Source organism: Gilliamella sp. App6-5 (genome assembly GCF_001690525.1).
GTDB lineage: Bacteria > Pseudomonadota > Gammaproteobacteria > Enterobacterales > Orbaceae > Gilliamella > Gilliamella apicola_H.
Genome location: NZ_LZGT01000088.1, coordinates 16599 through 42466, shown reverse-complemented (window position 1 = coordinate 42466; position 25868 = coordinate 16599). Strand labels below are relative to the sequence as shown.

Sequence of the window (25868 nt, the reverse complement as noted above, 5' to 3'; positions counted from 1 at the left end):
TAGCTATTATTTGCATTTTAGCGTGTGAGGTAATGATCACTTTCTTTGGATTATGCAGCTGTTTTTAATCTGATTATTATAATGATTTTGTTAATTAAAAAATCTCGACAAATAAACTAAAAGGCACTATATTTAGCTATATGGATTTCTAGACGTCTATTTTGTGTTAAAACTAATTTATCGTTTTTAGGAGCTTTTGTTATGCCTATTTGTATTCCTGACTCATTACCCGCTGTTGATGTGTTACGTAATGAAAATGTATTTGTTATGACCTCATCACGAGCTAATAATCAAGAAATTCGTCCACTAAAGCTTCTTTTTCTAAACCTCATGCCTAAAAAAATAGAGACTGAAAATCAATTTTTACGCTTACTTTCTAATTCATCTTTACAAGTTGATATTCAGTTATTGCGTATTGATCAACGTGAGTCAAAAAATACACCCGTTGAACATTTAAACAGTTTTTATTGTGATTTTGATGATATTCGTGAACAGAATTTTGATGGACTAATTATAACCGGTGCTCCACTAGGAAAAGTGGCTTTTTCGGATGTTGCATATTGGCCTAAATTAACCGAAATTATTGCTTGGGCAAAAGATCATGTCACCTCAACAATGTTTGTTTGCTGGGCGGTTCAAGCTGCATTAAATGTCTTATATGATTTACCTAAATTCACTCGAGCACATAAGTTATCAGGTGTTTATCAGCATCAAATTGTTCAACCTAATGCAATTTTAACGCGTGGTTTTGATGATACCTTTTTAGCACCTCATTCGCGTTATGCTGATTTCCCAATTGATAAAATTAGACATTACACAGATTTATCCATTTTAGCAACGTCTGATATTACAGGACCTTACTTAATGGCAACTCCTGATAAACGTATGGCTTTTGTGACAGGGCATCCTGAATATGATTCATTTACATTAGCTAATGAATATTTTCGTGACTTGAAGGCAGGTATTAATCCAGATATCCCGTATAATTATTTTCCTGATAATAACCCCGATGTTGAGCCAAAAGCAACGTGGCGTAGCCATGCTTATCTATTATTTAGTAATTGGCTTAATTATTATGTTTATCAATTAACACCATATGATTTGACCACCCGTAATTTGACCATTGATGATTAATAAATTAAGATAATTTGTAAGCTAGGCAGCTATGAGGCTTTAAATATTTCATAAGTTATAACATGTATCTAAATGTGTATTTGGTTGTATGATCAAACTTGTAGCCAAAATGTTACAGGACCGTCATTAATCAATGATACTTGCATGTCGGCGGCGAATTCACCCGTTTGAGTGGTTATTTTTTGTTGACATTGCTTGACAAAAAACTGATAAAGTCTTTTTGCTTCATCAGGTTTAGCGCCTTTAGTAAAACTTGGGCGCATCCCTTTTTTGGTATCGGCAGCTAAAGTGAATTGAGACACAACTAATACTTCGCCATTAGCTTGGTTCACATTTAGATTCATTTTTCCGTCATTATCACTGAAAATGCGATAGCCTAATACTTTTTCACATAAACGAATTGCTTTTTGCTCATCATCATCTTGTTCAACACCGAGTAAAATCAGCAACCCCTGATTAATCTGTCCAATAATGTTATTATCTACTGCAACATTTGCTTGTTTTACTCGTTGAATTAAGGCGATCATAAATTAATTACTCCGGTAAAGGGGGATTATCAACAACAGGCTTTTTTCGTCGATTATAGTCAGTTAAGGTTGCTGCAAACTCGGCACCGAACAAAACAATACACCAAGAAAAGTAGATCCAAACTAACATAATGGGGATGGATGATACTACACCGTAAATGATTTGATAAGTAGGGAATGAAGTAACATATAACGCAAATGCTCGTTTACCTAATTCAAATAATATTGCAGCGATAATAGCACCAATCATTGATTCTTTAAAAGGTACAGATTCGGTAGGAATAATGCTATAGAGTAACCAAAATCCAACCACAGAAATAAAAAAAGGTAAACAATTAAGTAGTATATTACCCGTTGCTGCCGTTGATAACCATTGCATTGAAAAGATGTAAGAGCTAATGGCCACACTAGATCCAATTAAAATAGGACCTAAGGTTAGTATCGTCCAATACATGGTTAGATTGTACATGAAAGCCCGTTTTCGTTTGGTTTTCCAGATATGATTAAGTGCTGTATTAATTGAGTTGATAAGCAATAGTGAGGTCACAATCAACCCTATTATGCCAACAAATGTCATTTGTTTAGTATTGGTGATGAATTGCTCTAGATAATTTTGGATAGTATCACTGGCGGTAGGGACAAGATTATTATAAATTAATTGTTTTAATGAATGACTAATTTCATTAAACATTGGAAACGCAGACAATAAAGAAAAAATAACGGTAATGAGTGGTACTAGTGCAAGTATCGTCGTATAAGCAAGTCCTGCAGAAGAGGTTGTTAGACGATCTTGGTTAATACGAGTCCATAACATTTTCGTAAAAAGTTGTATTTGCTGAAGTGCTTTCATTGTCTTTTTTCTAGTTAGAAATAACACAATCATTAATCCCATTACTATTTAATGAGTTTAATACCTTATTTGCTTCTTGTTTACTGCTATATGGCCCTACTGTGACTCGATATAATTGACCTGAAGATATATTGCCACTAAAGCCTGTCATTGCAAGTTTAGCTTTTAGTGTATCAGCATTGGATTTATCCTTAAATGCGCCACATTGTAGTAGCCATTTAGTCATAGTTTGTGATGTGGCATTTGATGACTGATTTTTCGTCGCTGTATTTTCTTGCGAGGAAGGTGTAATTGTACGAGTGCTATTGACAAAGCTATCTAAGATTTGTTGTCTTTCTCTAGCAATTGAACTTGATGTGGAACCATAGTTTGCATTAGGCGTTTCTAATTCTTTAAGATATGTCCAACGCTCTTGGGGTTGTTCGGGTAATGTTATCACTGGAGGCTGAGTTTTTGCTTTTGGTGGTTTAACATTTTTTTTAGGGGCATTATTCACAACAAAATAGAGAATCGCGGAAAATAGAATAATGACAATAATCGCCAAGAATATCATCAAATTAGGCTTGTTTCGTGACTTATTTTTTTTAGGTTGGCTCTTTTTTCTCACATAATCACGCTGAACCACAATAGACTCTCTTCTATTATTTTATTAACATTGCATAAACGGTTAGTATACAAATAAAAAAAGTGGCTTACACCACTTTTTGTCATTTTCTTTAACTATGATAGTTAACAGATAAAACTATTAAGCTAATGCTTTAATGTGTTTAATTAAATTCGCTTTATGACGTGCTGCTTTATTTTTGTGGATTAAGCCACGAGCCGCTTGACGGTCAACAACTGCTTGCATGTCTTTGAATGCTACTTCAGCTGTTTGTTTATCACCAGCTGCAACAGCGGCGTAAACTTTTTTAATATAAGTACGCATCATTGAACGGTTACTAGCATTATGTTTACGACGTTTTTCGGATTGAACCGCACGTTTCTTAGCTGATTTGATATTAGCCAAAGTCAACTCCCAAGTTTATATAAAAATTACATATTAATAAGGTGGCAAAATATGCCTGATTTTCTCTCTTTTGTCAATGCTGTTGCATAAAAAATATGATCGGTAATTTTTATCTCTATAATAAATGTTTACTATTCGACCAATAAAGCCTATAACCTAAAAAGAAATTTTATGTTAGAATATCGAAAGTTTTATTTTTATTCTATTTTATAAGAGGAAGTATCATGTCTATTATTAGAATGCAAGATCTTGATCTAAAAGGAAAACGTTTATTCATTCGCTCAGATCTTAATGTACCGGTCAAAAATGGTAAGGTCACTTCCGATGCGCGTATCAAAGCATCATTACCTACTATTGAAGATGCCATCAAAAAAGGTGCTAAGGTAATGGTTACCTCTCATATCGGTCGACCAACAGAAGGAGAATATAACCCAGATTTCTCTTTACAACCTGTTGTTGATTATTTAAAAGAACATGTGTCATTCCCTGTTCGTTTAGTAAAAGATTACCTAGATGGTGTTGATGTTAAAGAAGGTGAATTAGTTGTTCTTGAAAACGTCCGTTTTAATGTTGGCGAAAGCAAAGATGATGAAACTTTATCTAAAAAATATGCTGCTCTTTGTGATATTTATGTGATGGATGCATTTGGTACTGCTCACCGTGCCCAGGCATCTACTCATGGTGCGGGTAAATTTGCTCCAGTTGCTTGTGCTGGCCCATTACTAGCGGCAGAACTTGATGCTTTAGGTAAAGCCCTTGACAATCCTGCTCGCCCAATGGTTGCGATTGTTGCTGGTTCAAAAGTATCAACTAAATTAACTGTGCTTGATTCGCTATCAAAAATTGCTGACCAAATTATTGTGGGTGGTGGTATTGCGAACACCTTTATTGCCGCAGAAGGTTATAATGTAGGTAAATCTCTTTATGAAGCAGACTTAATCCCAGAAGCTAAAAAATTAATGGCTAATTGTGAAATCCCAGTTCCAACCGATGTGCGTGTTGCAACTGAATTTAGTGAAACAGCAGTAGCTACTGAAAAATTAGTCCAAGATGTTAAAGAAAATGAACAAATTCTTGATTTAGGCGATAAATCAGCAGAGGTATTAGCAAATATCATCAAAAATGCAAAAACCATTTTATGGAATGGCCCTGTCGGTGTTTTTGAATTTGCTAACTTCCGTCGTGGAACAGAGATTGTTGCCAAAGCGATTGCTGATAGCGAAGGATTTTCAATCGCGGGTGGTGGTGATACATTAGCTGCAATTGATCTATTTGGTATTGAAAACAAGATTTCTTATATTTCAACTGGTGGCGGTGCTTTCCTTGAGTTTGTTGAAGGTAAAAAGCTACCTGCTGTTGCAATGTTGGAAGCGAGAGCGAAAGCGTAGTATTTAAGTTCAGTAAAAGGATGAGTCAATTACTCATCCTTTAATTTTTTTAAATAAATTTATAGGTAATAAAATGGCTACTAAGATTTCTGATGTTGTTAAACCTGGTGTTGTGACTGGTGATGATGTTCAAAAAGTGTTTCAAATCGCTCGCGATAATAACTTTGCATTACCTGCGGTTAACTGTGTTGATACAAATACAATCAATGCGGTTATTGAAACTGCTGCTAAAGTTGGATCACCAGTTATTGTTCAATTTTCAAATGGTGGCGCTCAGTTTATTGCAGGTAAAGGTCTAAAACTTGAAGGACAAGAATGTGCAGTCTTAGGTGCGATTTCTGGTGCAAAACATGTTCACCTTATGGCTGAAAAGTATGGTGTACCGGTTATTGTACATACTGATCATTGTGCTAAAAAATTACTACCATGGGTGGATGGATTGCTTGACGCTGGTGAAACGCACTTTGCAAAAACAGGTAAACCACTGTTTTCTTCCCATATGATTGATCTTTCAGAAGAGTCACTAAAAGATAACATTGATATTTGTTGTCAATATCTTGCTCGTATGTCTGCAATGAAAATGACATTGGAGTTAGAATTAGGATGTACTGGCGGCGAAGAAGATGGTGTTGATAATAGTCATATGGATAGCTCAGCGCTTTATACTCAACCAGAAGATGTGGCTTATGCTTATGAGCGTTTAAGTGCCATTAGTCCTCGTTTTACTATTGCTGCGTCATTTGGTAATGTGCATGGTGTTTATAAACCAGGTAATGTTAAATTAACACCAAAAATTCTAGATAACTCACAAAAATATGTATCAGAAAAGTTTAATTTACCTGCAAAATCATTGAATTTTGTTTTCCATGGCGGTTCAGGTTCAACGCCAGAAGAAATTGCTGAAGCAGTCAGTTATGGTGTAATCAAAATGAATATTGACACAGATACCCAATGGGCTAACTGGGCAGGTGTTTTAGATTACTACAAAGCAAATGAGGCATATTTACAAGGTCAATTAGGCAATCCAGAAGGCATTGATGCTCCAAATAAAAAATACTACGATCCGCGTGTATGGCTACGCAAAGGTCAAGATTCTTTAATTGCTCGTTTAGAACTTGCATTCAAAGAGCTTAACGCAGTTAACGTTCTTTAATATTATTGGTATTAAGACTAAAAGCAAGGTATTTGCCTTGCTTTTAATTTATCCGTTCTTAAATAAATCTTGCTTTTTTATTTGGGTTATAGGATAATCTCGCCCTCATTTAACTTAGGGGAGCTGTCTATTTATTAATAGTTATTATTAATAGAGGCGTTTGCACCCGAGCAAAGGAAACTAAAAATGGCAAAAAAAGTACAAGCTTACATCAAGTTGCAAGTTGCAGCTGGTGCAGCGAATCCTAGTCCACCAGTTGGTCCAGCTCTTGGTCAACACGGTGTTAATATCATGGAATTCTGTAAAGCGTTTAATGCAAAAACAGAAAGCATGGAAAAAGGATTACCAATTCCTGTTGTAATTACAGTATATTCAGACCGTTCATTTACATTCGTAACTAAAACGCCTCCGGCTGCAGTTTTATTAAAGAAAGCTGCTAAAATCAAGTCTGGTTCAGGCGAACCTAATAAGAAAAAGGTAGGTAAAGTGACAAGTGCACAAATTCGCGAAATCGCTGAATTAAAAGCTGCAGATATGAATGGTGCTACTATTGAAACGATGATGCGTTCTATTGAAGGAACAGCTCGTTCAATGGGTTTGGAAGTGGAGGGTTAATCAATGGCTAAATTATCTAAGAAAGCTAAACTTATCCGCGAAAAAGTGAATGCGACTAAGCAATATGAAATCAACGAAGCGATAGCTTTATTAAAAGAATTAGCTACGGCTAAATTTACTGAAAGCGTCGATGTTGCGGTTAATTTAGGTATTGATTCACGCAAATCAGACCAAAATGTTCGTGGTGCAATTGTACTGCCGCATGGTACTGGACGCAGTGTGCGCGTTGCTGTATTTACTCAAGGCGCAAATGCAGAAGCAGCTAAAGAAGCGGGTGCTGAATTAGTAGGTATGGACGATCTTGCTGATCAAATCAAAAAAGGCGAAATGGATTTTGATGTTGTTATTGCATCACCTGACGCTATGCGTGTTGTTGGTCAATTAGGTCAAATTTTAGGGCCGCGCGGTTTAATGCCAAATCCTAAAGTTGGGACTGTTACCCCTAATGTTGCTGAAGCTGTAAAAAACGCTAAGGCAGGTCAGATTCGTTACCGTAATGATAAAAATGGTATTATCCATACAACTATCGGTAAAGCTGATTTTGATGCAGATAAGCTTAAAGAAAATTTAGAAGCATTACTTGTTGCGTTAAAACGTGCAAAACCAGCATCTTCTAAAGGTGTATTTGTTAAGAAAGTGAGTCTTTCAACGACAATGGGCGCTGGAGTTGCTATTGATCAAGCAACATTAAATGCAACTGTTTAATCATTTTTATTGTTAAACAAAGAAATCGGTTGGTGTCTGGCCTTAACCAGACCCCGTCCAAGACCGTAGGTGTAGTTGAAGTTTAACTACTTAATTTTCCTACGTAGACGGTGACAGAACCTGATAAGATATATATAGAAGGATTCTGCTCATCGTGGTTGTGCTAGTTACATTTGTAGCTAGTGAAAAATTAGTCTAGGCTTTTGCCTAGTATAATCCAGGAGCAATACCAATGGCACTAAATCTTCAAAATAAACAAGAAATTGTTGCTGAAGTTAATGAAATCGCCAAAGGTGCGCTATCTGCAGTTGTCGCTGATTCTCGTGGCGTGACTGTAGAAAAAATGACTGCATTACGTAAATCTGCTCGTGAAGCGGGTGTCTATATGCGTGTTGTTCGTAATACGCTATTGCGCCGTATCGTTGAGGGTACTCAATACGAGTGTTTAAAAGATACGTTTGTTGGTCCAACTCTAATTGCATTTTCAAATGAGCACCCAGGTGCTGCAGCGCGTCTTTTTAAGGCGTTTGCGAAAGAAAATGACAAATTTGAGATTAAAGCCGCAGCCTTTGAAGGTGAGTTAATTACTGCAGCGAACATTGATCGCTTAGCAACATTACCTACTTATGAAGAAGCATTAGCTCGCTTGATGTCAACCATGAAAGAAGCCGCAGCTGGCAAATTGGTTCGCACTCTTGCGGCGGTTCGTGATCAAAAAGAAGCTGCTTAATTGTCAGTTTGATTATGAATATTATCAATTAAAAAATGTAAATTTAGGAAACTATATTATGTCTATCACTAAAGAACAAATTTTAGATGCAGTTGCTGAAATGTCTGTTATGGACGTTGTTGAACTTGTATCAATGATGGAAGAAAAATTTGGCGTTTCTGCCGCTGCCGCGGTTGCAGTTGCAGCAGCAGGTCCAGCTGAAGCAGCAGAAGAAAAAACTGAATTTGATGTAATCTTAAAAGATGTTGGTGCTAATAAAGTAGCTGTTATCAAAGCTGTTCGTGGTGCAACAGGTTTAGGCTTAAAAGAAGCTAAAGATCTTGTTGAATCAGCTCCAGCAACAGTTAAAGAAGGCGTTAGCAAAGCTGATGCAGATGAACTTAAAAAGGCACTTGAAGAATCTGGTGCAGTTGTCGAACTTAAATAAGTTTATCGATAATACGATAAATGGCTGGGGGTTTTATACCTCCAGCCTTTTTGCGCTATAATAAGTTAAAGAATTTTATTTGAAGATTATCAATAAAAGTAATATAAAAATAGTATATTTATTAAGCCTAATCAATTGATATTTATAGATATTTTCGATGAGGTGTCAGGTGCCATCAGTTAGCGATAGTACGCCTGATGAATATTTAATCATGCTAGAATAGCAGATAAGCAAGTTGAGGAACTAATGGTTTACTCTTATACCGAGAAAAAACGAATTCGTAAGAATTTTGGTAAGCGTCCACAAGTCTTGGATATACCGTATCTTCTTTCTATTCAACTTGATTCGTTCCAGAAATTTATTGAGCAAGATCCAGAGGGTCAATATGGCTTAGAAGCTGCGTTCCGTTCAATATTTCCGATAAAAAGTTATAGTGGTAACGCTGAGTTGCAATACGTGAGCTTTAAGATGGGCGAGCCTGTGTTTGATGTTAAAGAATGTCAAATTAGAGGGATCACTTACTCAGCACCGTTGCGCGTAAAATTACGTTTAGTTATTTATGATAAAGATGCGCCAGAAGGAACAGTTAAAGATATTAAAGAGCAAGATGTCTACATGGGTGAAATCCCTTTAATGACGGATAATGGTACATTTGTGATTAACGGTACAGAGCGTGTAATCGTATCACAATTACATCGTAGTCCTGGTGTGTTCTTTGATAGTGATAAAGGTAAAACACACTCTTCTGGTAAAGTTTTATATAATGCTCGAATTATTCCTTATCGTGGCTCTTGGCTTGATTTTGAATTTGATCCAAAAGATAATCTTTTTGCTCGTATTGACCGTCGTCGTAAACTTCCAGCAACAATTATTTTGCGTGCGTTAGGTTATGAAACAGAAGAAATTTTAGATATTTTCTTTGAAAAAACTATTTTTGAAGTTAGCAAATCTAAGTTAAAGATGGATCTTGTTCCAGAGCGTTTACGTGGTGATACAGCGCTATTTGATATTGAATCAAAAGGTAAAATTTATGCTGAAAAAGGCCGACGTATTACAGCTCGTCACATTCGTGAATTAGAAAAAGACAAAGTTAGCAAAATTGATGTACCAGTTGAATATATCGTTAATAAAGTTCTGGCTAAAAATTATATTGACGAAGAAACTGGCGAGGTAATTGCTTTTGCTAATACACCGATCTCATTAGAGCTATTACTTCAATTAACCAATGCTGGATATAAAAAAATAGAAACCTTATTCACTAATGATTTAGATCATGGTGCATTTATTTCTGAAACATTAAATGTGGATTCAACCCGTGATCGACTAGGTGCGTTAGTTGAAATTTATCGCATGATGCGTCCGGGCGAACCTCCAACAAAAGAAGCCGCTGAAGGGCTATTTGATAATTTATTCTTCTCTGATGAACGTTATGATTTATCCGCTGTTGGGCGTATGAAGTTCAACCGTTCTTTAGGGCGTGATGATATTGAAGGCGAAAGCGTATTAACGAAAGATGATATCGTTGACGTAATGAAGAAATTAATCGCTATTCGTAACGGTCACGGTGAAGTCGATGATATTGACCATTTAGGTAATCGTCGTATTCGTAGTGTTGGCGAAATGGCAGAAAACCAATTCCGTATTGGTTTAGTTCGTGTTGAGCGAGCAGTGAAAGAGCGCTTATCTTTAGGTGATCTTGATTCACTAATGCCACAAGATATGATTAATGCTAAGCCAATTTCAGCAGCGATTCGTGAATTTTTTGGCTCAAGTCAGCTATCTCAATTTATGGATCAAAACAATCCATTATCTGAAATTACGCATAAACGTCGTATTTCAGCATTAGGTCCAGGTGGTTTAACGCGTGAACGAGCAGGGTTCGAAGTACGTGACGTACATCCAACGCATTATGGTCGTGTATGTCCAATCGAAACGCCTGAAGGTCCAAATATCGGTTTAATTAACTCATTAGCGGTTTATGCTCGTACCAATGAGTATGGATTTTTAGAAACACCATACCGTCGAGTGATTGATGGTGTCGTAACTGACGAAATTAATTATTTATCAGCGATTGATGAAAGTGAATTTGTAATCGCTCAGGCAAACTCAAACCTTGATGAAAATGGCCGTTTTAAAGAAGACTTAGTAACTTGTCGTTTAAATGGTGAATCAGGCTTGTATAGTCCAGAACAAATTCATTATATGGACGTATCAACCCAGCAAATCGTATCAGTTGGTGCATCATTAATTCCGTTTCTTGAACATGATGATGCGAACCGTGCCTTAATGGGTGCGAACATGCAACGTCAGGCAGTACCAACGTTGAAAGCGGAAAAGCCGTTTGTTGGAACGGGAATGGAACGTGCAGTGGCTGTTGACTCAGGGGTAACGGCTGTTGCTCGCCGTGGTGGTACAGTTCAATATGTTGATGCTTCACGTATTGTGGTTAATGTTAACGCTGATGAAATATATGCGGGTGAAACCGGTATTGATATTTATAATTTAACTAAATATACCCGTTCTAACCAGAACACTTGTATTAATCAAATTCCATGTGTGGAATTAGGCGAAAAAGTTGAACGTGGCGATGTGCTTGCCGATGGTCCATCAACTGACTTAGGTGAATTGGCATTAGGTCAAAACATGCGAGTGGCTTTCATGCCATGGAATGGTTACAACTTTGAGGATTCTATTTTAGTTTCTGAAAAAGTGGTACAAGATGACCGATTTACATCAATTCATATTCAAGAATTATCTTGTATTTCTCGTGATACTAAGTTAGGCGCAGAGGAGATTACCGCGGATATTCCAAATGTTGGTGAAGCCGCATTATCTAAACTTGATGAATCAGGTATTGTTTATATCGGTGCTGAAGTTCAAGGTGGCGATATTCTGGTCGGTAAAGTAACTCCTAAAGGTGAAACACAATTAACGCCAGAAGAAAAATTGCTGCGTGCAATTTTTGGTGAAAAAGCATCTGATGTTAAAGATACTTCATTGCGCGTACCGAATGGTGTTTCAGGTACAGTTATTGATGTTCAAGTGTTTACTCGTGATGGTGTACAAAAAGATAAACGTGCGCTTGAAATCGAAGAGATGCAACTTAAACAGGCAAGAAAAGATTTAACTGAAGAACTTAAAATCTTAGAAGCTGCATTGTTTGCTCGTATTCGTGATGTACTAATTTCGGGTGGAATCAAAGCTGATAAATTAGATGCTTTACCACGTGAAAAATGGTTAACAATCGGTATTGCAAATGAAGATAAACAAGCTCAATTAGAACAGCTTGCTGAACAACACGAAGAAATTAAAGCTGAATTTAATAAAAAACTTGAAGCTAAACGCATGAAGATCACTCAAGGTGATGATTTACAACCGGGTGTGCTCAAAATTGTGAAAGTTTACTTAGCGGTTAAACGTCAAATTCAGCCAGGTGATAAGATGGCTGGTCGTCATGGTAACAAAGGGGTTATCTCTAAAATTAACCCAATTGAAGATATGCCATATGATGACAAAGGTCGTCCTGTTGATATCGTATTAAACCCACTAGGTGTTCCGTCTCGTATGAATATTGGACAGATCCTAGAAACTCACTTGGGTATGGCTGCTAAAGGTATTGGTCAGAAGATTGATGCGATGTTAAAAGAACAGCAAGAGTTAGCTAAATTACGTGAGTTTATTCAAAAAGCGTATGATCTTGGCTTAGGGGCTGCACAAAAAGTTAATGTAGCAGAATTTACTGATCAAGAAGTCATGAATTTAGCACAAAACTTGCGTAATGGTATGCCACTAGCAACACCTGTGTTTGATGGTGCCAAAGAGCAAGAAATTAAAGCCTTACTAGAGCTGGGTGATTTGCCGACTTCTGGTCAAATTACATTGTATGATGGTCGTACAGGTGAACAATTTGAACGTCCAGTTACTGTAGGTTATATGTACATGCTTAAATTGAATCACTTAGTTGATGATAAAATGCATGCCCGCTCTACTGGTTCATATAGTCTGGTTACTCAACAACCATTGGGTGGTAAAGCTCAATTTGGTGGTCAACGTTTTGGTGAGATGGAAGTATGGGCACTTGAAGCATATGGTGCAGCTTATACCTTACAAGAAATGTTAACCGTTAAATCAGATGACGTAAACGGCCGTACTAAGATGTATAAAAATATTGTAGATGGTGATCATCGTATGGAGCCTGCGATCCCAGAATCATTTAATGTACTATTAAAAGAGATCCGTTCGTTAGGTATTAATATCGAGTTAGATGAAGAATAATTTTTGCTAACTTAAATGATTTCTATTTATAGGGATAACTTATTAGCAATAATAAGTTATCTAATTGGTTTAACTCCATAGGAGTCAATTGTGAAAGACTTACTAAAGTTTCTAAAAGCACAAACAAAAACAGAAGATTTTGATGCTATCAAGATAGGCCTTGCTTCTCCTGATATGATTCGTTCATGGTCTTTTGGTGAAGTTAAAAAACCTGAAACAATTAATTATCGTACGTTCAAACCTGAGCGCGATGGATTGTTTTGTGCGCGTATTTTTGGACCAGTAAAAGATTATGAATGTTTATGTGGAAAATATAAACGTTTAAAACACCGTGGTGTAATTTGTGAAAAATGTGGAGTTGAAGTAACTCAAGCTAAAGTACGTCGTGAACGTATGGGGCACATTGAACTAGCATCACCAACTGCTCATATCTGGTTTTTAAAATCATTACCATCTCGTATCGGTTTATTACTTGATATGCCTCTTCGCGATATTGAGCGAGTGCTTTATTTTGAATCATTTATGGTTCTTGATGGTGGTATGACGAATCTTGAACGTGGTCAGATTTTAACAGAAGAACAATATTTAGATGCGTTAGAAGAGTTTGGTGACGAATTTGATGCTCGCATGGGGGCAGAAGCTATCCAAGAGTTATTACGTAATATTGATGTGCAAGCAGAATGTGAAGCACTACGAGATGAACTCGCTACCACTAATTCTGAAACTAAGCGTAAAAAGCTGACCAAACGTATTAAGATTATTGAAGCATTTATTCAATCAGAAAACAAACCTGAATGGATGATTCTGAACGTATTACCTGTGTTGCCGCCAGATTTACGCCCTTTGGTTCCACTTGATGGCGGGCGTTTTGCAACATCAGATCTTAACGATCTTTATCGTCGAGTTATTAATCGTAATAACCGTTTAAAACGTTTATTAGACTTGGCTGCACCGGATATCATTGTACGTAATGAAAAACGGATGTTACAAGAATCGGTCGATGCGTTATTAGATAATGGTCGTCGTGGCCGTGCGATTACTGGTTCAAACAAACGTCCATTGAAGTCACTTGCTGATATGATTAAAGGTAAGCAAGGTCGTTTCCGTCAAAACTTGTTAGGTAAACGTGTTGACTATTCTGGTCGTTCTGTAATTACTGTAGGTCCATACTTACATTTGCATCAGTGTGGTTTACCGAAGAAAATGGCCCTTGAATTATTCAAACCATTTATTTACGGTAAATTAGAGCGTCGCGGTTATGCAACAACCATTAAAGCAGCGAAGAAAATGGTTGAGCGTGAAGATGCAATTGTATGGGATATCTTAGATGAAGTTATCCGTGAACATCCAGTATTACTAAACCGTGCCCCAACATTGCATAGATTAGGTATTCAAGCATTTGAACCGATTCTAATTGAAGGTAAAGCCATTCAATTACACCCATTAGTTTGTGCGGCGTTTAATGCTGACTTCGATGGTGACCAGATGGCGGTTCACGTTCCATTAACGTTAGAAGCACAATTAGAAGCTCGTGCGTTAATGATGTCAACCAACAATATTCTTTCACCGGCAAGTGGTGAGCCTATCATCGTTCCTTCACAGGACGTGGTTTTAGGTCTTTACTATATGACTCGTGATAAAGTCAATGCCAAAGGTGAAGGCATGATATTAACCGGCCCTAAAGAAGCTGAAAAGCTATATCGTTTAGGTCTAGTTGAATTACATGCCAAGGTTAAAGTTCGTATTACTGAAAGCCAACGTAACAGTGTAGGCGAGTGGGAAGATACCACCTCGGTTGTTGATACAACTGTTGGTCGTGCAATTTTATGGTTAATTATGCCAAAAGGGATGAGCTTCTCTGTTATCAATCAACCTTTGGGTAAAAAAGCGATCTCTAAAATTTTAAATATCTGTTATCGCCAGTTAGGCATGAAAGATACGGTTATTTTAGCTGACCAAATCATGTACACTGGATTTGCTTATGCGGCGCGTTCAGGTGTATCAGTTGGTATTGATGATATGGAAATTCCAGCGAAGAAATCACAAATCATCAACGAAGCTGAAATCGAAGTTGCTGAAATTCAAGAGCAATTCCAATCTGGTTTAGTAACTGCAGGTGAACGTTATAACAAAGTTATCGATATTTGGGCTGCCGCTAATGAGCGCGTTGCTAAAGCGATGATGGATAACTTATCAACTGAAAAAGTAATTAACCGTGAAGGCGAAGAAGAAGTTCAATCTTCTTTCAATAGCATTTACATGATGGCCGACTCTGGTGCGCGTGGTTCTGCAGCACAGATTCGTCAGCTTGCTGGTATGCGCGGCTTGATGGCAAAACCAGATGGTTCGATTATTGAAACACCTATCACTGCGAACTTCCGTGAAGGATTAAACGTACTTCAGTACTTTATCTCTACGCATGGTGCGCGTAAAGGTCTTGCGGATACCGCATTAAAAACAGCGAACTCAGGTTATTTAACTCGACGTTTAGTTGATGTAGCGCAAGATTTAGTGGTGATTGAAGATGACTGTGGCACCTTAGAAGGTGTAGTGATGACACCTGTGATTGAAGGCGGTGATGTTAAAGAGCCACTTCGTGAACGAGTATTAGGTCGAGTCACGGCTGAAGATGTATTAAAACCTGGTAGTGCAGATATCTTAATCCCACGTAACACATTACTTGATGAAAGTAAATGTGACTTACTTGAAGCAGAATCTGTTGATAGCGTTAAAGTGCGTTCAGTGGTTTCGTGTGATACTGATTTTGGTGTGTGTGCAAAATGTTATGGTCGTGACTTAGCACGTGGTCACTTGGTCAATAAAGGTGAAGCAATCGGTGTCATTGCGGCGCAATCAATCGGTGAGCCAGGTACACAGCTAACCATGCGTACGTTCCACATTGGTGGTGCGGCATCGCGAGCGGCTGCCGAATCAAGTGTTCAAGTTAAAAACAAAGGTAGTATTAAATTAACTAACGCTAAATTTGTAACTAACCCAGACAAGAAACTGGTAATTACTTCACGTAATGCTGAATTAACCATTATTGATGACTTAGGTCGAATGAAAGAAACCTACAAAGTGCCTTATGGTTCGATTTTAAGTAAAGGTAATGGTGTTGCGGTTGATGCGGGTGAAACAGTGGCTAACTGGGATCCACATACGATGCCAGTTATCTCTGAAACTAAAGGTTTTGTTCGTTTTGTGGATATGGTTGATGGTCAAACTATTACTCGTCAAACTGATGAATTAACTGGTTTATCATCTATTGCAATATTAGATGTAGCAGAACGTACAGGTGTAGGAAAAGATTTACGTCCAGCCATCAAAATTGTTGATGCTAAAGGTGATGATATCTATCTTGCTGGTACAGAAATGCTTGCGCAATACTTTTTACCTGGTAAAGCTCTAGTACAGTTAGAAGATGGTGCTGAAATCAATATTGGTGACACACTCGCTCGTATTCCACAAGCATCTGTTGGTACCAAAGATATCACAGGTGGTTTACCACGTGTTGCTGATTTATTTGAAGCACGTAAACCAAAAGAACCAGCAATCTTAGCTGAAATTGACGGTATCATTTCATTCGGTAAAGAAACAAAAGGTAAACGTCGCCTAATTATCACGCCATTAGATGGTAGTGAACCATATGAAGAGATGATTCCAAAATGGCGTCAACTTAACGTGTTTGAAGGCGAACAAGTTGGTCGTGGTGATGTGATTTCTGATGGCCCTGAATCAGCGCATGATATTTTACGTCTACGTGGCGTTAATGCGGTAACGCGTTATATTGTTAACGAAGTTCAAGAAGTTTATCGGCTACAAGGTGTAAAAATTAATGATAAACACATTGAAGTTATCGTACGTCAAATGTTACGTAAAGCAACGGTTATTCATCCGGGTGGCTCACGCCTACTTGAAGGTGAACAGCTTGAAGTTTCACGTTTGAAGATTATCAACCGTGAACTTGAAGCGCAAGGTAAAGAACCAATTGTTTACTTACACGATTTACTTGGTATTACTAAAGCATCCCTAACGACTGAATCGTTTATTTCTGCGGCTTCGTTCCAAGAAACAACTCGTGTCTTAACTGAAGCAGCAGTGGCTGGTAAAAATGATGAATTACGTGGCTTAAAAGAAAACGTAATTGTAGGTCGATTAATTCCAGCTGGTACGGGTTATGCTTATCATAAAGAACGTTTACGTAAACGCGCAATGCCATCACACGATGAGATTCAAACAACAATTTCAGCAGAAGAAGCAACAGCTAATTTAGCTGAATTACTAAACTCTGCCGAAGAGAATCAATAGTCTCATTAGGTTTAATTTACAAATAGCACGCATGGCGTGCTATTTTTTTATGTCATGCTTAAAACTATGAAAGGAGATTGGTATGTATATTGTAATGAACCGTTTTAAAATTAAACGCGGTAGTGAAGATACATTTATTGACATGTGGCGAAAGCGTGATAGCCATCTGAACGAAATGCAAGGGTTTAATCGTTTTTACTTTTTACAAGGAAAAACAGAAGAAAATTATACACTATTTTCTTCATTTACTGAGTGGGAATCTAAAGCTGATTTTGAAGATTGGGTTAATTCTGAACACTTTAAGCATACCCACCGTAATACGAATAACCGGCCAAATAGCAGTGATATTTACTTAGAACCGGCACAATTAGAGTGTTTCAAAGTCGTACTTTGATCAATGTGATATTAAGTATGATGAACATGCAAAAAGCTAATTTCAGCTATTCGTCATTCAATAAATCCAAGCTTTGCAAGCAACAAAAAATTTAGTTAGACATAAATAGTATATAATAATAAAAATACAAAGCGTCCAAAATCTGACTACATTAAAAAAGTAATTGTCATATAATGGGTTGATTTTATTTAAAATACAAAAAATAAAAAATTTAATAAAATCAATTGTTTTTCTGATGGTTTTTTAGAGATAAATGTATAAATCTTAGTTGCTATTGAAAACAATAACAAAGCAATAATGAGTCTCAACAGCCTTACTAATTGGAAAATGGACTGATTAGATTAAATTTCAGATCCTATGTTATTTTTGAATAGACATTGTCCATTTTCTAGCGACATGTTTTAGCATCAATAATGAGAATGCATCTAGCTTATTTTGATTGAATTATTTATTCTATATATTAATAAAATAGTAATATCATACCTCTCTCTGCTCGATAATCAATTTTAAGGGAAAATAAAACTACTATTTTTTATGATCTAACTCACAAAATTGAAAGTATTATGATTTGAGTTATTTTCATATGGTATGCGACAACTCTTAATTGATACAGTCTTTAACTTTTCTTATAACAAATTTCCTCTTGCTGATGGAAAAATTCTCTATCCACATTACCTCTTGTTTGATTTACGCTTAAAACATCTAATTCAAAAACAATAAGAGATAAGTATTCGCTATGACTCAAATAAAATTTCGAATGATTGAAGATAATCTTGAACCAGAATTAGTCACAAAACAAACCATTAACCTTATCAATAGCTGGTTAGCACAGCATCAAATTACACAAAATGAGGTTCAAAAAGCGATGCTGTTTTCACATGTAAAAGCGATGGTTGAGCGGGCAAAAACATTAGAAAAATTACCTCAAATCGATCCTGCATTATTTGATGAGCTTTCAGAAGAATCTTTAGCGCTCGCACGCAAAACAGTGAATTTATTTGATAATTTATCGATAGAGGAATCCTATTTATTGGCAGTTCATTATGAAGTTGCTAAAGCAAATTAAAAGTTTATTAGACAAGTAAAAAACAATAATTAACAGGAGAAATATTATGGCTGAAGTAGTCATTGTTATTGGCGATAGAATGGGAAAAGGGCAAAAAATAGCAGAAGGCATTAATTCTGTAGAGGGCTGTCGTGCAATTGTCATTTCCGGTATGGCAGCAGATATGAAGCTAGGCGATGTAATGAATAGCGAAAATGCTGATTTAGGGCTTTCTTTTTGCGGTAGTGGTGGAGCTGGTGCTATTACGGCACAAAATAAATATGGTTATTCACAACGCCATGGTATGCGCTCAATTGAAGAGGGTGAAACAGCCATCAATGATGGGTGTAAAGTTCTCGGTTTTGGCTTTATGGACACAGAAGAGCTAGGGCAACGTGTTGCAAAAGCATTTCTGAAAAAATATCCACGCTCATAAGCGGAAAATCAGCATGAAAAAAAAAGAGCAGATACTTGTAAGAGTAAGAGGTCATGGTGATGTTAAGCAGCAAGCATTTGCTATTGCATTAAGTCAGGTTCAAAAAGAGGTATTTAAAAATACCAATAATATTATGTTGCGAATTGAACCGATTGATATTCAAGTTGTATCGGCAATAGAAAAGACAATCATAGAACGTTTTTTGTTTGTTTTTTTACCAAGAAAAAAGACTTTGTATGAAATCACACTTGATGTGTCTGTTAATGTAACTTTTGTTGATTTAAGTGATATTAAATTTCTCACTGAATAATATAACGTGAAAGGGAAGTTATGGAAATTTTAATTATTGCATTTAAGTCTATTATCATCGGTGGACTTTGTGGTTTTGGGGTTGGTGCAGGAGCTGCTCGAATGTTTCATGCGCCAACATATCAAGGTATGGGGGCGTTTCGTACATTAGGTGAGCTTAACGCATGTGAAGGGGATCCTGCGGCGCACTTTTCATTTGGTTTAGGGTTCTTTTTTAATGCATGGGCTTCATCAGTTGCTGCCGGTTCTTTCACCCAAGATGTCGATCATCGAATTATTCCAAACTGGGGGGCCGCTTTATTGATGATAAAAAATCGTCATCTTGCTGAAACTTTGTATGATCCTAAAAAAATGGCATTTTCTTGCGCATTTATTGGCGTGATTGTTGTATTGTTTTTAAATACAACTACGTCAGTGATTCCCGATTCGCTAAAAATTACTGCAACTAAGGTACTTGTTCCTGCGGCAAACTTGCTGGTTGCAACTGTGATGCCTGTTATTTTCTGGTTAGCTGCATTAGATGCAGGGCGTCGTAGTGGCTTTTGGGGCACGTTATTTGGTGGGCTTGCACAGTTGATTATGGGCAATGCGGTGCCTGGATTAGTGTTAGGTATATTGATTGGAAAAGGCGTAGATGACAGTGGCTGGAACCGTATGATGAAAATCATGTTAGTGGCCGTCATTATTCTTTTTGTGATAAGTGGATATTTCCGTGGTTTTGATATGAAGATGATTAACTCATTTAGGGATGGTCTATCTTATTGGTTTAAATAAATAGGAAACACATTATGAATACACAAGCAACAATCAATAAAAGTTTTTGGTATGCCGATTGGTCATTCCCTATTATTTGTGGACTGTTATCTGCCGGTATTTTTGCAGGAACGCATACTTTTTATGTGTATGGTATTGGCGCATTTAACGAAATCGCATTCGTTGCCATGCTTAAATCAGGTATGACGACTGGTGATTATGGTGCTGTTGCGGCCTTTGGTGCTAGCTTTTTATTTGCCCGCGTTATTGAAGGTTCATTAGTTGGTATATTGGATATTGGTGGTGCACTACAAACCGGTATTGGACTAGGCGTCCCTGCATTATTACTCGCTGGTGGCTATACATTACCTGTTGAAAACTTTTTTGCTGCATTAATTACAGGTTCAGTATTGGGAGTGCTAATTGGTTTAATGATTATTTTGATCCGTAAATTTACAGTTAATAGCGGTACCTGTTCAACTTTTGGTGCAGATGTTATGATGGGCGCAGGCAATGCTTCAGGACGATTCCTTGGTCCAATGATTATTTTATCTGCTATGGTTGCTTCAATTCCTATTGGTATCGGTTCGTTATTGGGAGCATTACTTTTTTATGTATGGAAAAAGCCAATCACAGGTGGGGCTGTTTTAGGCGCTATGATTTTTGGTGGTTTGTTCCCAATTCTATAATATTAATTACCCTATGTAATTTAATAAATTACATAGGAAGTGGAATAAATTATGTATGATTTAATTATAAAAAATGCCAAACTCATTGATGAATCAGTCACCGATATTGCTATTGAGCAAGGCAAGCTTATTGCGATTGCTAATACTATTACGGGTCAATCTCGACGTGTTTTGGATCTACAAACTAAACATTATGTCAGTTCAGGATGGATTGATTCTCATACGCATTGTTTTGCTCATTCGCCCATTTATCATGATGAACCAGATTTGATTGGGGTTAAAGCTGGTGTCACCGTTGTTGTGGATGCCGGTAGCGTTGGGGCTATTGATGCTGATGAGTTTTATCAATTAGCTCAGCAAGCTAATACGCATGTTTATTCTTTTTTAAATATTTCTAAAATCGGACTATTAAGACAAAACGAGCTTGCTGACATACAAAATATTGATGTGCCTTTATTTGATACAACACTAGCTAAGTATCCCGATTTTATTATTGGCATCAAAGTGCGAATGAGCCGTAGTGTGGTGGGTGACAATGGCATCGAACCATTAGTGAAAGCTAAAGAAATACAAAAAAAGAGTGGTTTACCTTTGATGATTCATGTTGGTAATAATCCCCCAGATCTTGATGAAATTGCCGATTTGTTAACTAAAGGTGACATTATTACACATTGTTTTAATGGTAAACCTAATCAGATCTTTGATAAAGAGAATAATCTGCGAGAATCAATCAAACGCGCAATCGAGCGAGGGGTAATTTTGGATATTGGTCATGGCGGTGAAAGTTTCAGTTTTGCCGTGGCAGAGCGCGCTAAATGTTTAGGTGTTTATCCTAACACGATCAGTTCTGATATCTATTCTAAAAATCGACTACAAGGTCCTGTTTTTAGTTTGGCCAATGTGATGACAAAGTTTATCTGCCTTGGTTATAGTCGAAAAAGAATTATTGATAGCGTAACACACAATGCGGCACAGATTTTGCATCTTAAAAATAAAGGTGTTTTATCGGTTGGTTATGATGCGGATTTGACTATTTTTGATGTTAAGCAGCAGGCTATTTCGTTATTAGATTCAGAAGGTGAAATTAGGCAAAGTGATGAGCAGTTTATCCCTTTGGCATCGATTGTGGCTGATGCTGCAAAACATTCAATACGCATTGAAATAACAGAAGAAGGTAGTAAAAATGGGCTCAGAATCTCAAACTGAAAAAGATGTTTACAGTAAATATAACTTAAAAAGGGTAATTAATGCGTCAGGGCGAATGACAATTTTAGGTGTCTCAACGCCAAGATCAGAAGTGATTGACACAGTATTACATGGGCTAAATGAATATTTTGAAATTAAAGATTTGGTGGATAAAACGGGGCAATATATTGCTAAATTACTCAAAGTCGAAAATGCAGTAGTAGTATCGTGTGCTTCTGCTGGCATTGTACAAGCGGTTGCAGGTTTAATTATCAAAGATGATCGTGAACTGTTATTTAATTTACATTCATCAGACAAATATGTTCCTCGTGAAATTATTGTTCCTAAAGGTCATAACGTTAATTTTGGTGCACCGATTGGTACAATGGTTGCTTTAGGTGGTGGAATTATGGTTGAAGCTGGATATGCCAATGAGTGTAAACCTGAGCATATTGAATCACTAATTAATCCAGATACTGCCGCAATTTTATATGTTAAGTCACATCATTGTGTACAAAAAAGTATGTTATCAGTCGCACAAACGGCTGTAATTGCCAAAAAATATAATATTCCATTGATTGTTGATGCAGCAGCGGAAGAAGATTTACAAATTTATTATCAACAAGGTGCTGATTTAGTTATTTATAGTGGTGCTAAAGCCATTGAAGGACCAACTAGTGGTGTTGTCATTGGTCGTCATCAAGCGGTAGAGTGGTTAAAACTACAATCACAAGGTATAGGCCGCCCCATGAAAGTTGGTAAAGAAGGCATTTTAGGATTAACTCAAGCTATTGAGCTTTATGTTCGCGATCCAAAACCTGAAACAGGACAACAGATGGTGACTAAAATGACACCATTTATTGAAAGTCTAAATACCCTTGATGGCATATCGGCCAAAGTCGTTTGGGATGGAGCAGGACGTGATATTGCACGCGCAGAAATAGTGTTTGATGCAAGCGTGATAGGTAAAACCGCCATTGAAATGATTGATCTGATGAAACAAGGCGAAATTGCAGTGTACTTTAGAGAATATAAAGCCAATGAAGGCAAAGTCGATGCCGATGTGCGTAGTGTGACATCAGCACAACTTGATATTATTTACAACAAAATTAAAAATATTATTCAAGGAGCAAAATAATGCAACTGAGTCCAAATTATTATAATGAGCGTGTTTGTTTAAATGTACTAGCGAATTCAATCGACAATGCAAAAGCAATTTATGAAGCTGCGCAAACCCATGTGGTTGTGGGTATTTTATCTAAAAACTATTTTGATAATGAAGCAGCGATTGCTGATATGAAAAGATATGCAGCAGCTATTGATAATGCTATCTCTGTGGGGCTTGGTGCGGGTGATCCTAATCAATCAACAATGGTTTCTGAGATATCAGCCGTGCTTCAGCCACAACATGTTAATCAAGTGTTTACTGGAGTTGCGGCAAGTCGCGCATTATTAGGTCAAAAAGAAACTATCATTAATGGATTAGTTTCACCAACGGGGGAAGTAGGTTTAGTGAATATTGCAACTGGTTCTATAAGTTCAAAGTTACCAGCAGCTATCGTTCCTGTTGAAACCGCTATTGCTTTATTGAAAGATATGGGAGGAAGTTCAATAAAATATTTCCCTATGAGCGGTTTAAAGCATAAAGATGAATTTGAGTATGTGGCTAAATGTTGTGCTGAGCATGATTTCTATCTTGAACCAACAGGCGGTATTGACTTAGACAATTATGAGGCAATCTTAAAAATTGCTTTAGATGCAGGTGTGAAGAGAATTATTCCACATATCTATAGTTCTATCATTGATAAAGCAACAGGTGCAACACGTATCAGTGATGTCAAACAACTGTTAGCTATTACACAAAAACTAGTGGATAAATAATGGCATCTAAAGTGCTTTTTTATTATCAGCGATTAGCGTATTTATTTGATACCATAAAAAACGAAACACTACCTCAACGAGAGCTAGCGAATCGTTTTTCAGTTTCTACTCGCACAATTCGTACCGATATTTCAGCGCTTAACGATATTTTAGGTGATTATGGTGCCCAAGTTGATTATACCAAAAATATTGGTTATCAACTTGTGGTAACCGATCCTATTCGTTATGCCACATTACCTATCACTCAAGTGATTGAACAAGTTCCACGAACCAGTAAAGAAAGAGTTTTGGCTTTATTGATCGCTTTTTTAACTCAATCCAATTTTGTAAAGTTGGATGATATAGCCGGAGAATGGTTTTTAAGCCGTAGTACATTGCAAAATGATATTATTGAAGTTAAAAAATATTTAGATAAATATAATTTATTTCTCGAAAATCGACCTTATTATGGCATGCGGCTAATTGGCGAAGAGTCGTCTATACGCGCATGTTTAACCGATATTTTATGGCAACGCTATATGACTGAAGATCTCATTACAGTTAATAGATTGTGCAAAACGATTTTAAATGATATTGATTTAGAGTATCTTGAAAAAATTCTTCAAAATCAACTGGAACGTTTTGAATTAAAATTGAGTGCAGAAGGGCGAGGGTATTTACTTTATAGTTGTGCTGTTTCAATTATACGAATTACCCAAGGGCATGAGTTACTTGAGTATCAAGTTGAAAAAATTAATACCATTGTTATCAGCGCAGTGAGTGAAATATCTGAAGATATTTCCTATTTTTTAGGTGGTGTGCTTTCTGATGCGGAGTTTAATTATTTATGTGCTCAGATTTATTCCCGCACTATTATAGATTCGCCAAATCAGTCAAAAAGCTTGGCATTGATTAATCATATATTATCTTATATTAATAATACTTATCATTATAATTTATGGGAAGATAAAAAGTTACGTCAAGATATATTAATTCATATTTCATCAATGTTATCGCGAATTAAATATCAAATCCGCACAACTAATCCTTTATTACGGGAGATAAAACAATATTATCCTTTTGCTTATGATATTACGTTATCTGCGCTTACTAACACTGAACAGTATACTGAATCCAAAGTAACGGAAGACGAAATTAGTTATTTAGCTGTACATATTGGTGTAGCCTTAGAGCGTAATTATAGTGCAGGACATGAAAGATATGCACAAATTTTACTTGTAAGTGAACTTGGTAATGCAGCTTTGCGTATGATTGAATCAAAAATTAAACGGGATTTTCCACATATTGAAATAAATCGAATTCTTTCTTATCGAGAATACGAGCAGCTGGCAAATATTAAAGAAGATTTTGTTGTTTCAACCATTCGTTTAACAGAAAAAAATAAGCAAATAGTTAAAATTTCACCATTTCCGACACCTCATCAGCTTGAACAATTGGGGCGGTTAGCAATGATTGATAGAACAATGCCTTATATTATTGAGCATTTTTTTAATGAAAAGTTTTTTTTCATTATTGAACAATCAATGACACAAAAAGACCTTTTAAAAAATGTTTGTAAAAAACTTAAGCAAGCGGGGTATGTAGATGTAGATTTCTATCCGTCAGTCATTGAACGAGAGTCAATAGTGTCCACACTATTAGGTGAAAATATTGCTATTCCCCACTCAGTCGGGTTGCTGGCTAAAAAAACTATAGTAACGACTATATTAGCTCCACAAGGTATCGTATGGGATAAGAATAAAATCGCTCATGTTATTTTTTTATTGGCAATCAGTAAAGATGAATATGAAAATGCAATGCGCATTTATAATTTATTTGTAAACTTTGTCAAAGAAAGATCAACTAAGCGTTTATTAGATAGTAAAACGTTTGATGATTTTTGTGCAATCGTTAAAGATAGCTTTGGTCGACTGCCATAATTGTTGGATAAGCATATTTATTGTTTTTAGACGTAAATCTTATTTTTACCGAAACTTTTTTACAAAAGTAAAAAAATATTCAGAATGAATATTAAGGTAATAATCAATGAGTAAAACGAATTATCTTGTTTGTGCC

At 36.6% G+C, this 25868-nt stretch carries 23 protein-coding genes; 19 read left to right on the top strand and 4 right to left on the bottom strand.

Annotated features, from left to right (window positions below; translation table 11 throughout):
* Positions 1 to 201 precede the first annotated feature (201 nt).
* Complete coding sequence (gene metA / locus A9G24_RS10565) at positions 202 to 1134, top strand: homoserine O-acetyltransferase MetA (protein WP_065638979.1); 933 nt, start codon at positions 202 to 204, stop codon at positions 1132 to 1134.
* 92 nt (positions 1135 to 1226) lie between these two features.
* On the opposite strand, the gene dtd is transcribed toward metA, so the two are convergent.
* From dtd to rpsT, 4 genes are all read right to left on the bottom strand, one after another.
* The gene (gene dtd, locus A9G24_RS10560) at positions 1227 to 1661 is read right to left on the bottom strand and encodes a D-aminoacyl-tRNA deacylase (protein ID WP_065583070.1); all 435 of its coding nucleotides are present in this window, start codon (positions 1659 to 1661) and stop codon (positions 1227 to 1229) included.
* Between the two features lie 7 nt (positions 1662 to 1668).
* Positions 1669 to 2511 (bottom strand): virulence factor BrkB family protein, encoded by an 843-nt coding sequence (locus A9G24_RS10555; RefSeq protein WP_065639021.1) that lies wholly within the window; start codon positions 2509 to 2511, stop codon positions 1669 to 1671.
* Positions 2512 to 2521: 10 nt separating this feature from the next.
* On the bottom strand, positions 2522 to 3136 hold the full coding sequence (locus A9G24_RS10550) for an SPOR domain-containing protein (RefSeq protein WP_065638978.1): 615 nt from the start codon (positions 3134 to 3136) through the stop codon (positions 2522 to 2524).
* A 120-nt stretch (positions 3137 to 3256) separates the two neighbouring features.
* Entirely contained in the window at positions 3257 to 3520 is a 264-nt protein-coding gene (rpsT, locus tag A9G24_RS10545; RefSeq protein WP_065638977.1) for a 30S ribosomal protein S20, read from the bottom strand.
* A gap of 224 nt (positions 3521 to 3744) precedes the next feature.
* Here rpsT and pgk point away from each other — a divergent pair, with 224 nt between their 5' ends.
* From pgk to A9G24_RS10455, 18 genes are all read left to right on the top strand, one after another.
* Positions 3745 to 4908, top strand: a complete 1164-nt coding sequence (gene pgk / locus A9G24_RS10540; protein ID WP_065638976.1) for a phosphoglycerate kinase — start codon at positions 3745 to 3747, stop codon at positions 4906 to 4908.
* A 73-nt stretch (positions 4909 to 4981) separates the two neighbouring features.
* Complete coding sequence (fbaA, locus tag A9G24_RS10535; RefSeq protein WP_065638975.1) at positions 4982 to 6061, top strand: class II fructose-bisphosphate aldolase; 1080 nt, start codon at positions 4982 to 4984, stop codon at positions 6059 to 6061.
* A gap of 186 nt (positions 6062 to 6247) precedes the next feature.
* Positions 6248 to 6676: a 50S ribosomal protein L11 gene (gene rplK / locus A9G24_RS10530; protein ID WP_034884321.1), complete on the top strand. Its 429-nt coding sequence runs from the start codon at positions 6248 to 6250 to the stop codon at positions 6674 to 6676.
* Positions 6677 to 6679: 3 nt separating this feature from the next.
* Positions 6680 to 7381 carry a 50S ribosomal protein L1 gene (rplA, locus tag A9G24_RS10525; protein ID WP_065638974.1) on the top strand — a complete coding sequence of 234 codons (702 nt, stop codon included), beginning with the start codon at positions 6680 to 6682 and terminating at the stop codon, positions 7379 to 7381.
* A gap of 232 nt (positions 7382 to 7613) precedes the next feature.
* Positions 7614 to 8111, top strand: a complete 498-nt coding sequence (gene rplJ, locus A9G24_RS10520) for a 50S ribosomal protein L10 (protein WP_065638973.1) — start codon at positions 7614 to 7616, stop codon at positions 8109 to 8111.
* A gap of 58 nt (positions 8112 to 8169) precedes the next feature.
* Positions 8170 to 8538 (top strand): 50S ribosomal protein L7/L12, encoded by a 369-nt coding sequence (gene rplL / locus A9G24_RS10515; protein ID WP_034884317.1) that lies wholly within the window; start codon positions 8170 to 8172, stop codon positions 8536 to 8538.
* Between the two features lie 246 nt (positions 8539 to 8784).
* Positions 8785 to 12813, top strand: coding sequence for a DNA-directed RNA polymerase subunit beta (gene rpoB, locus A9G24_RS10510; protein ID WP_065638972.1), 4029 nt, complete (start codon positions 8785 to 8787; stop codon positions 12811 to 12813).
* A gap of 90 nt (positions 12814 to 12903) precedes the next feature.
* Positions 12904 to 17121, top strand: a complete 4218-nt coding sequence (rpoC, locus tag A9G24_RS10505) for a DNA-directed RNA polymerase subunit beta' (protein WP_065638971.1) — start codon at positions 12904 to 12906, stop codon at positions 17119 to 17121.
* A gap of 82 nt (positions 17122 to 17203) precedes the next feature.
* Positions 17204 to 17515 carry an antibiotic biosynthesis monooxygenase family protein gene (locus A9G24_RS10500; RefSeq protein WP_065638970.1) on the top strand — a complete coding sequence of 104 codons (312 nt, stop codon included), beginning with the start codon at positions 17204 to 17206 and terminating at the stop codon, positions 17513 to 17515.
* A 736-nt stretch (positions 17516 to 18251) separates the two neighbouring features.
* The gene (locus A9G24_RS10495) at positions 18252 to 18581 is read left to right on the top strand and encodes a hypothetical protein (protein WP_065638969.1); all 330 of its coding nucleotides are present in this window, start codon (positions 18252 to 18254) and stop codon (positions 18579 to 18581) included.
* A gap of 46 nt (positions 18582 to 18627) precedes the next feature.
* Positions 18628 to 18996 carry an SFCGS family glycine-rich protein gene (locus A9G24_RS10490; protein WP_065638968.1) on the top strand — a complete coding sequence of 123 codons (369 nt, stop codon included), beginning with the start codon at positions 18628 to 18630 and terminating at the stop codon, positions 18994 to 18996.
* A gap of 13 nt (positions 18997 to 19009) precedes the next feature.
* Positions 19010 to 19306 carry a DUF4312 family protein gene (locus A9G24_RS10485; protein ID WP_065638967.1) on the top strand — a complete coding sequence of 99 codons (297 nt, stop codon included), beginning with the start codon at positions 19010 to 19012 and terminating at the stop codon, positions 19304 to 19306.
* 20 nt (positions 19307 to 19326) lie between these two features.
* Positions 19327 to 20079, top strand: coding sequence for a DUF4311 domain-containing protein (locus A9G24_RS10480; protein ID WP_065638966.1), 753 nt, complete (start codon positions 19327 to 19329; stop codon positions 20077 to 20079).
* Positions 20080 to 20093: 14 nt separating this feature from the next.
* Positions 20094 to 20747: a DUF4310 family protein gene (locus A9G24_RS10475; RefSeq protein ID WP_065638965.1), complete on the top strand. Its 654-nt coding sequence runs from the start codon at positions 20094 to 20096 to the stop codon at positions 20745 to 20747.
* A gap of 51 nt (positions 20748 to 20798) precedes the next feature.
* Positions 20799 to 21953: an amidohydrolase/deacetylase family metallohydrolase gene (locus tag A9G24_RS10470; protein ID WP_065638964.1), complete on the top strand. Its 1155-nt coding sequence runs from the start codon at positions 20799 to 20801 to the stop codon at positions 21951 to 21953.
* Positions 21931 to 23070: a DgaE family pyridoxal phosphate-dependent ammonia lyase gene (locus tag A9G24_RS10465; RefSeq protein ID WP_065638963.1), complete on the top strand. Its 1140-nt coding sequence runs from the start codon at positions 21931 to 21933 to the stop codon at positions 23068 to 23070. Before A9G24_RS10470 ends, A9G24_RS10465 begins: the two co-directional genes overlap by 23 nt.
* Positions 23070 to 23813, top strand: coding sequence for a 2-dehydro-3-deoxy-phosphogluconate aldolase (gene dagF / locus A9G24_RS10460; protein WP_065638962.1), 744 nt, complete (start codon positions 23070 to 23072; stop codon positions 23811 to 23813). Before A9G24_RS10465 ends, dagF begins: the two co-directional genes overlap by 1 nt.
* A complete protein-coding gene (locus A9G24_RS10455) occupies positions 23813 to 25732 on the top strand; it encodes a BglG family transcription antiterminator (protein ID WP_065638961.1) in 1920 nt (639 codons plus the stop codon). The genes dagF and A9G24_RS10455 overlap by 1 nt, the downstream gene beginning before the upstream one ends.
* Positions 25733 to 25868 lie beyond the last annotated feature (136 nt).